Origin of the sequence: Paracoccus sp. SY (assembly GCF_002901215.1) — a bacterium.
GTDB classification, from domain to species: Bacteria; Pseudomonadota; Alphaproteobacteria; order Rhodobacterales; family Rhodobacteraceae; genus Paracoccus; species Paracoccus acridae.
On record NZ_NWMQ01000082.1, the window covers coordinates 1 to 5,985 of the forward strand.

General features: G+C 62.4%; 5 protein-coding genes and 1 pseudogene. All 6 read left to right on the plus strand.

Features of this window, described 5'->3' with window-relative positions:
* On the plus strand, positions 1-1,953 hold a 1,953-nt coding region (locus CK944_RS21040), incomplete at its 5' end, for an OB-fold nucleic acid binding domain-containing protein (protein ID WP_371411688.1).
* Positions 1,954-2,458: 505 nt separating this feature from the next.
* Positions 2,459-2,641, plus strand: coding sequence for an AlpA family transcriptional regulator (locus CK944_RS21045; protein ID WP_103175015.1), 183 nt, complete (start codon positions 2,459-2,461; stop codon positions 2,639-2,641).
* Complete coding sequence (locus CK944_RS21050) at positions 2,641-3,504, plus strand: helix-turn-helix domain-containing protein (RefSeq protein WP_103175016.1); 864 nt, start codon at positions 2,641-2,643, stop codon at positions 3,502-3,504. The genes CK944_RS21045 and CK944_RS21050 overlap by 1 nt, the downstream gene beginning before the upstream one ends.
* Before the next feature lie 452 nt (positions 3,505-3,956).
* Entirely contained in the window at positions 3,957-4,415 is a 459-nt protein-coding gene (locus CK944_RS21055) for a DUF2924 domain-containing protein (RefSeq protein ID WP_103175017.1), read from the plus strand.
* The gene (locus CK944_RS21060) at positions 4,412-5,758 is read left to right on the plus strand and encodes a recombinase family protein (protein ID WP_103175018.1); all 1,347 of its coding nucleotides are present in this window, start codon (positions 4,412-4,414) and stop codon (positions 5,756-5,758) included. The genes CK944_RS21055 and CK944_RS21060 overlap by 4 nt, the downstream gene beginning before the upstream one ends.
* A pseudogene (locus tag CK944_RS21065) lies at positions 5,755-5,961 on the plus strand (hypothetical protein); the annotation flags it as partial. The gene CK944_RS21060 and the pseudogene CK944_RS21065, both read left to right, overlap by 4 nt.
* Between the last annotated feature and the right edge of the window lie 24 nt (positions 5,962-5,985).

The following is a 5,985-nucleotide window of genomic DNA, read 5'->3' on the forward strand; positions in this document are numbered from 1 at the left end:
ACGCTGGATCTCGCCCGCCAGCTCCTGGGCTTTCCCCGGCATCTGTCGCAGCATCCGGGCGGGTTTGTCCTCACCCAGGATCGGCTGGATGATCTGGTGCCGATCGAGCCTGCCGCCATGGAAGACCGGCAGATCATCGAATGGGACAAGGACGACATCGACGCGCTCAGGTTCATGAAGGTCGATGTGCTAGCACTCGGCATGCTCACCTGCATGGCCAAGGGACTGGCGCTGATCGAGGCGCACAAGGATGTCTCCTATGACCTGGCCACTATCCCGCCCGAGGACCCGCGCACCTATGCGATGATCCGCAAGGCCGACACGCTCGGCACCTTCCAGATCGAGAGCCGGGCGCAGATGGCCATGCTGCCGCGCATGAAGCCCCGCACCTACTACGACCTGGTGGTGCAGGTGGCGATTGTCCGGCCCGGCCCCATCCAGGGCGACATGGTCCATCCTTATCTGCGCAGGCGCGAGGGGCTCGAGCCGGTGGAGTATCCCACACCTGAACTGGAGAAGGTGCTGGGCAAGACCCTGGGCGTGCCGCTCTTCCAGGAACAGGCCATGCGGGTCGCCATCGAATGCGCGGGCTTCACCCCCGGCGAGGCCGACATGCTCAGGAAGTCCATGGCCACCTTCAAGTTCACTGGCGGGGTTAGCGCGTTCAAGGACAAGCTGGTCTCCGGCATGGTGGCGCGTGGCTACGATCCCCACTTTGCCGAACGCACCTTCCGCCAGCTCGAGGGCTTCGGCTCCTACGGCTTTCCCGAAAGCCATGCCGCCTCCTTTGCGCTCGTGGCCTATGCCTCGGCCTGGCTGAAGTGCTGGCACCCCGAGGCCTTTTGTGCGGCGCTGCTCAACAGCCAGCCGATGGGCTTCTATGCCCCGGCGCAGATCGTGCGCGACGCCCAGGAGCATGGCGTCGAGATCCGGCCCATCTGCATCAACGCCTCCCGCTGGGACTGCACGCTGGAGCCCACGGGAAAGCCCGAGGACGAGGGCAGCCGCTTTGCCGTCCGCCTCGGGCTCAGGATGATCAAGGGGCTGGCGAACAGCCATGCCGCCGCGATTGTCGCGGCGCGGGCCGATCAGCCCTTTGCCTCAGTCGAGGATCTGTGGCGTAGGGCAGCCGTGCCGATCACAGCCCTGACCCGCATCGCTGAGGCCGACGGGTTCAGGCCTTCGCTCGGCCGAGCCCGGCGAGAGGCGCTCTGGGCCATCAAGGGGCTTGGGCCGGAGGAGTTGCCGCTTTTTGCCGCGGCACGGGAAGCGTCGGAGCAACAGGAAGGCGAAGCAGGGGAGGATGCGGACGCAACGATCCCCAAGGGGCGGAACAACGAGGGCGGCGCAGAGGCCGGAGAACCTGCCGTCGCCTTGCGGCCGATGACGCTGGGCCGCGAGGTTGTGGAGGACTACGGCCATACTGGCCTCAGCTTGCGCCGGCACCCCGTCTCGTTCCTGCGGGAGACGCTGAAGGAGCGGAAGGTCATCACCTGCGCGGAGGCCATGGCCAGCCGGGACCGCCGCTGGTGCGCAACCTCGGGCCTGGTGCTGGTCCGCCAGCGGCCGGGATCAGCCAAGGGCGTCATGTTCATCACGCTCGAGGACGAGACAGGCGTCGCCAACCTTGTGGTCTGGGCCAAGGTCTTCGAGGCGCACCGACGGATCGTGCTTGGAGCCGGCATGATCGCCGTCACAGGGCGCATTCAGCGCGAAGGCGAGGTGGTGCATTTCGTGGTGCACCGGATCGAGGATCTGTCAGTCGAACTGGCCAACGTGGCTGCGCGAGGAGGAATGTTTTCGCTTACTCAGGAGCGCGGAGATGAGACGCGGCATGAGGCGGCAGCGCCTATCGCGAAGGAGGCGGTGCAAGTCGGGACTCGGGCACGGGAAATCTACATTCGAGATCTACACCTCGATGCGATCAGGGTGAAGAAGCGAGATTTCCGTTAACCCAAAGATTTATGAAGCACCCAAGAACTCAGAAGCCAGGTGGTTATCGTGGTCCTCAGCATGCGGGGTCGTGATTGGCCAAGGCAACGGCGCAATAGATGGCAGCCCTCGCAAGCCCCCCAGCCGACCTTCAGGTCGCATCGAGCATCAAGCTCAGGCTGAACATCATCCACGGAGAGCAGCATGTATCCAATAAAGCTACCCTGCAGACTATCAAATAGCGAATCAAATGACGAAGAGCGGGAAGTCCGACCACGAATTCACACTCTAATGCTAATTTTTCTTATCATTTAATCTTATACACTACTTAGATGATCATTAAAAAATCTTGTCGCAGTTTGTTGCTCCACGGCGCATGTTGTCTCACCCCGGCGCATGCTGTAACAACCTGTCGCATATGTTTGTTTTTTAAACGAAAAGGCTCGCCAGCCAGGGTATTGACGCTCCGTGGTTGAAGCTTGTTTAGCTCCAATGCGATCCAGTAACGCAAGGAGCTCGTCTACAAATGCCTGATGAAATTCTTAGGCTCTCCAACGTCCTTTCCATAACCGGAATGAGCCGCAGCTGGCTCTACTGTGCTGCTGCTGAGGGCCGCTTTCCTTCTCCAGTGCGCTTGGGTGCGCGTGCCATCGGCTGGAAGCGGAGCGACGTTCAGGCTTGGCTCGACAGCCGTGAGCGGGTGCTCTGATGATCCCTTATGCGGTTACCTCAGCAGGCCGTCGGCGTTCTTATATCAAGCTGTCCTCGTTTCGCTGGGCTGAAGGCATCACCTGTCTTCCGGCCGGGCCGAAGTCGTTGCTGCTGCTTCTTGCGCGCCGCAGCGACAACTACGGCTGCTGCGATTACACGCAGGAGAAGTTGGCCGAGCAACTGGGTTGCTCCAAGCGGAGTATATCGAACTACATCCGCGTTCTGCGGCATTTCGGGTTGGTCAGGACCATCGGTCGGCTGAAAGACTTCAAACGGACCAGCAGCGTCTATCATCTGGTGGCCTGGTGGCCGCGAGAGCTTCTTCCGATCACCGGCCATCCAAAATACGGCCGGTTCGTCAAGGAACCCTCTGAGGACGCTCAGCGCCAAATCCAAGCGGCGCAAAAATTGCTATACGAGGCGGAAAAATTTGCGTCGCAATACAAGTACTCCGAAGTAACGGAGAAGGGAAAAGACGAAGAAATCCTAGAAGCATGTCTGGCGGCGCTTGGTAACTGGGCCAATGACGCGGACCGGGAAATGCTCCGAGGCGCCTGGAACACATTGTTCGAGCTGCTTGAGGAAGGTTACTCGCTCCAGGCTCATGTCCTGCCCGTCCTGCGCAAGAAGGCAGCTTCCCGGCACAAACCCAAGCAACTTCGAAGCTGGCACTACTTCGCCGAGACGATTGCTCGTTACGCTGCTCGGCATCCCGTCCATATTGAGGAGGCACCTGAGCAGCGCTTCACCCCGGCGGCTGTCAATACCGAGGACGAACAAGCGCGAAAAGATCTTAACCAACTGTATGAGGAGATCACGGGAAAGGGTTCGGCAAAAGCCGATCGGGGAGGGTCTTCCTAATGATCTACCTCGATGGTGACCTCGCTTTCTGCCCTTGCCCCTCTTGCCGGCAGGGACCTTTGGGTCCTTCCGGCGCTCCGTGCCATGCGGGGGGCTTTTGCGCGCAAAGTCTCCAGTTCCTGTCGAAAAATCGGGGTGCGCACCTGCCGCTTGGAGGTGCGCACCTCCCGGTGCCGGTGCGCACCTCAGGTGTGCACACAGGCGGGTCGCCAACCATCCCCATCAACGGAGCCTTGTAAGATGACCCGGGGCTCCAATCCCCTGCCCGCCGGCCGAATGACCGCCTCCGAGCGCCGCCAGGAGCTTTGCACGCTCCTCGCGCTGGGCGTGGTCCGGCTCCGGGTGCGCAACAGCGACTTTACGGAGACAGTTCGTCTTCGCGGAGAACGCCTGACTACACATCCGGTCCGCACAGAGCGGTAGTGCCGACAGATCGGAAGAAAGATGCTTCAATGACAACACAGACCCACGATCCCATTCCCGCGCAGCTGGCGGCTTTGAAGTCCGCGCCCGCGTCTGAGCTGAAGAAGCAGTGGCGCGAGCTCTTCGATAGCCCCGCACCGCCCTTCAACCGCCGTTTTCTGGAAAGCCGCCTCGCCTACCGCATCCAGGAACTGGCCTATGGCGGCCTGAAGCCGGAGACCATCCGCCGTCTGGAGCAGTTGGGCGAGGAGCTGGACGGCGGTGATCGCACCAAGAGCCGCGTCCGGGCCGATCTGATGCCCATTGCTGGCACGCGCCTCATCCGCGAGTACCAGGGCATCGAGCACGTGGTGACCGTCACGACCGACGGCTTCGAGTGGCAGGGCCGTCCCTACAAGTCGCTCTCGGCCATCGCCCGTGCCATCACCGGCACGCGCTGGAATGGCTGGGTGTTCTTTGGCCTCAAGAACCACCGGAGCCGGGCATGACGCGTTCCCTCGAGAAGACGAGCACGAAGCCGACCCTCCGCAAGCTGCGCTGTGCGGTTTATACCCGCAAATCCTCAGAGGAAGGGTTGGAGCAGGAGTTTAACTCGCTCCACGCCCAGCGCGAAGCCTGCGAGGCCTATATTGCCTCCCAGCGCTCCGAGGGCTGGGTACTGGTGCGCGATCAGTATGACGACGGGGGCATCTCCGGAGGCACGCTGGAGCGCCCTGCCCTGCAGCGGCTGCTGACCGACATTGAGGATGGGCTGGTCGATGTGGTGGTGGTCTACAAGATCGATCGGCTCTCGCGCTCGCTGATGGACTTCTCGAAGCTGGTGGAGGTGTTTGACAGGAATGGCGTGACGTTTGTTTCTGTCACCCAGTCCTTTAACACCACCACCTCGATGGGCCGGCTGACGCTGAACATCCTGCTGTCCTTCGCGCAGTTCGAGCGCGAGGTCACGGCCGAGCGCATCCGCGACAAGGTGCGGGCCTCCCGGATGAAGGGCATGTGGATGGGTGGCCCGACGCCCTTCGGCTATGCGGTCAAGGATCGCAAGCTGGTCATCGACGAAGACGACGCCCAGCACCTGCGCTGGTTCTTTGCCCGCTTTCTCGAGCTCGGCTCCTGCACCGAACTCGCCCGGGACGTCGCCAAGCAGGGCATTCGCACCAAGCGCGGCAACCGGATCGACAAGAAGGCGCTTTACCGGATGCTCAACAACCGCGTCTACATCGGCGAGGCGGTGCACAAAGGCGAAAGCTACCCCGGTGAGCACGAGGCCATCATCGACCGCGCCACATGGGATAAGGTCCATGCCATCTTGACCGGCAGCCCGCGCACCCGGGCGGCCCGTACCCGGGCGCAGACCCCTGCCCTCCTCAAGGGGCTCATCTATGGCCCGGATGGCGCAGCCTTCTCCCCCAGCCACACCCGCAAGGGCGGCAAGCTCTACCGCTACTATGTCAGCCAAACGCTGCTGAAGCATGGCGCTGGGTCGTGTGCCGTCGGCCGTGTGTCTGCAGGAGAGATCGAAGCGGCGGTCATCGACCAGTTGCGCGCGGTGTTCCGGCAGCCTGAGATCATCGCGGGGACGTGGAAGGCGGCCCGGGAACAGGAGCCTACACCAAATGTCGGCATCAGCGAGGCCGATGTCCGCGACGCGCTGGGCCAGCTAGATCCGCTCTGGGATGAGCTCTTTCCGGCCGAGCAGGCACGCATTGCGGCACTGCTGATCGAGCGGGTCGATGTGGGTACCGAGGGCCTGCATCTCCGGCTGAGGATCGATGGGCTGCGCGGTCTGGCGCACGAGATGCTTTCCGGAAGCGAGGAACGTGCAGCATGACCTGTGCGGCACCTCTTCCCGAGACCATGACCCTGCATGTCCCCTTTCGCGTGGAGAAGCGCGGCGGACGCAAGGAGATCCAGCGGCCGGAAAACGCGCCACAGACCCGCAGGAGCGACAACACCCTCGTCAAGGCGCTGGGCCGGGCCTTCCGCTGGAAAAGGATGCTGGAGAGCGGCGAGTTTGCCACCATCAGCGAACTGGTGTCAACGGCGGCGTAAAATCCG

Bases quoted from the DNA above. Each gene is read 5' to 3' on its own strand.
- CK944_RS21045 (WP_103175015.1), top strand. From the start codon at position 2,459: ATGCCTGATGAAATTCTTAGGCTCTCCAACGTCCTTTCCATAACCGGA.
- CK944_RS21050 (WP_103175016.1), top strand. From the start codon at position 2,641: ATGATCCCTTATGCGGTTACCTCAGCAGGCCGTCGGCGTTCTTATATC.
- CK944_RS21055 (WP_103175017.1), top strand. From the start codon at position 3,957: ATGACAACACAGACCCACGATCCCATTCCCGCGCAGCTGGCGGCTTTG.
- CK944_RS21060 (WP_103175018.1), top strand. From the start codon at position 4,412: ATGACGCGTTCCCTCGAGAAGACGAGCACGAAGCCGACCCTCCGCAAG.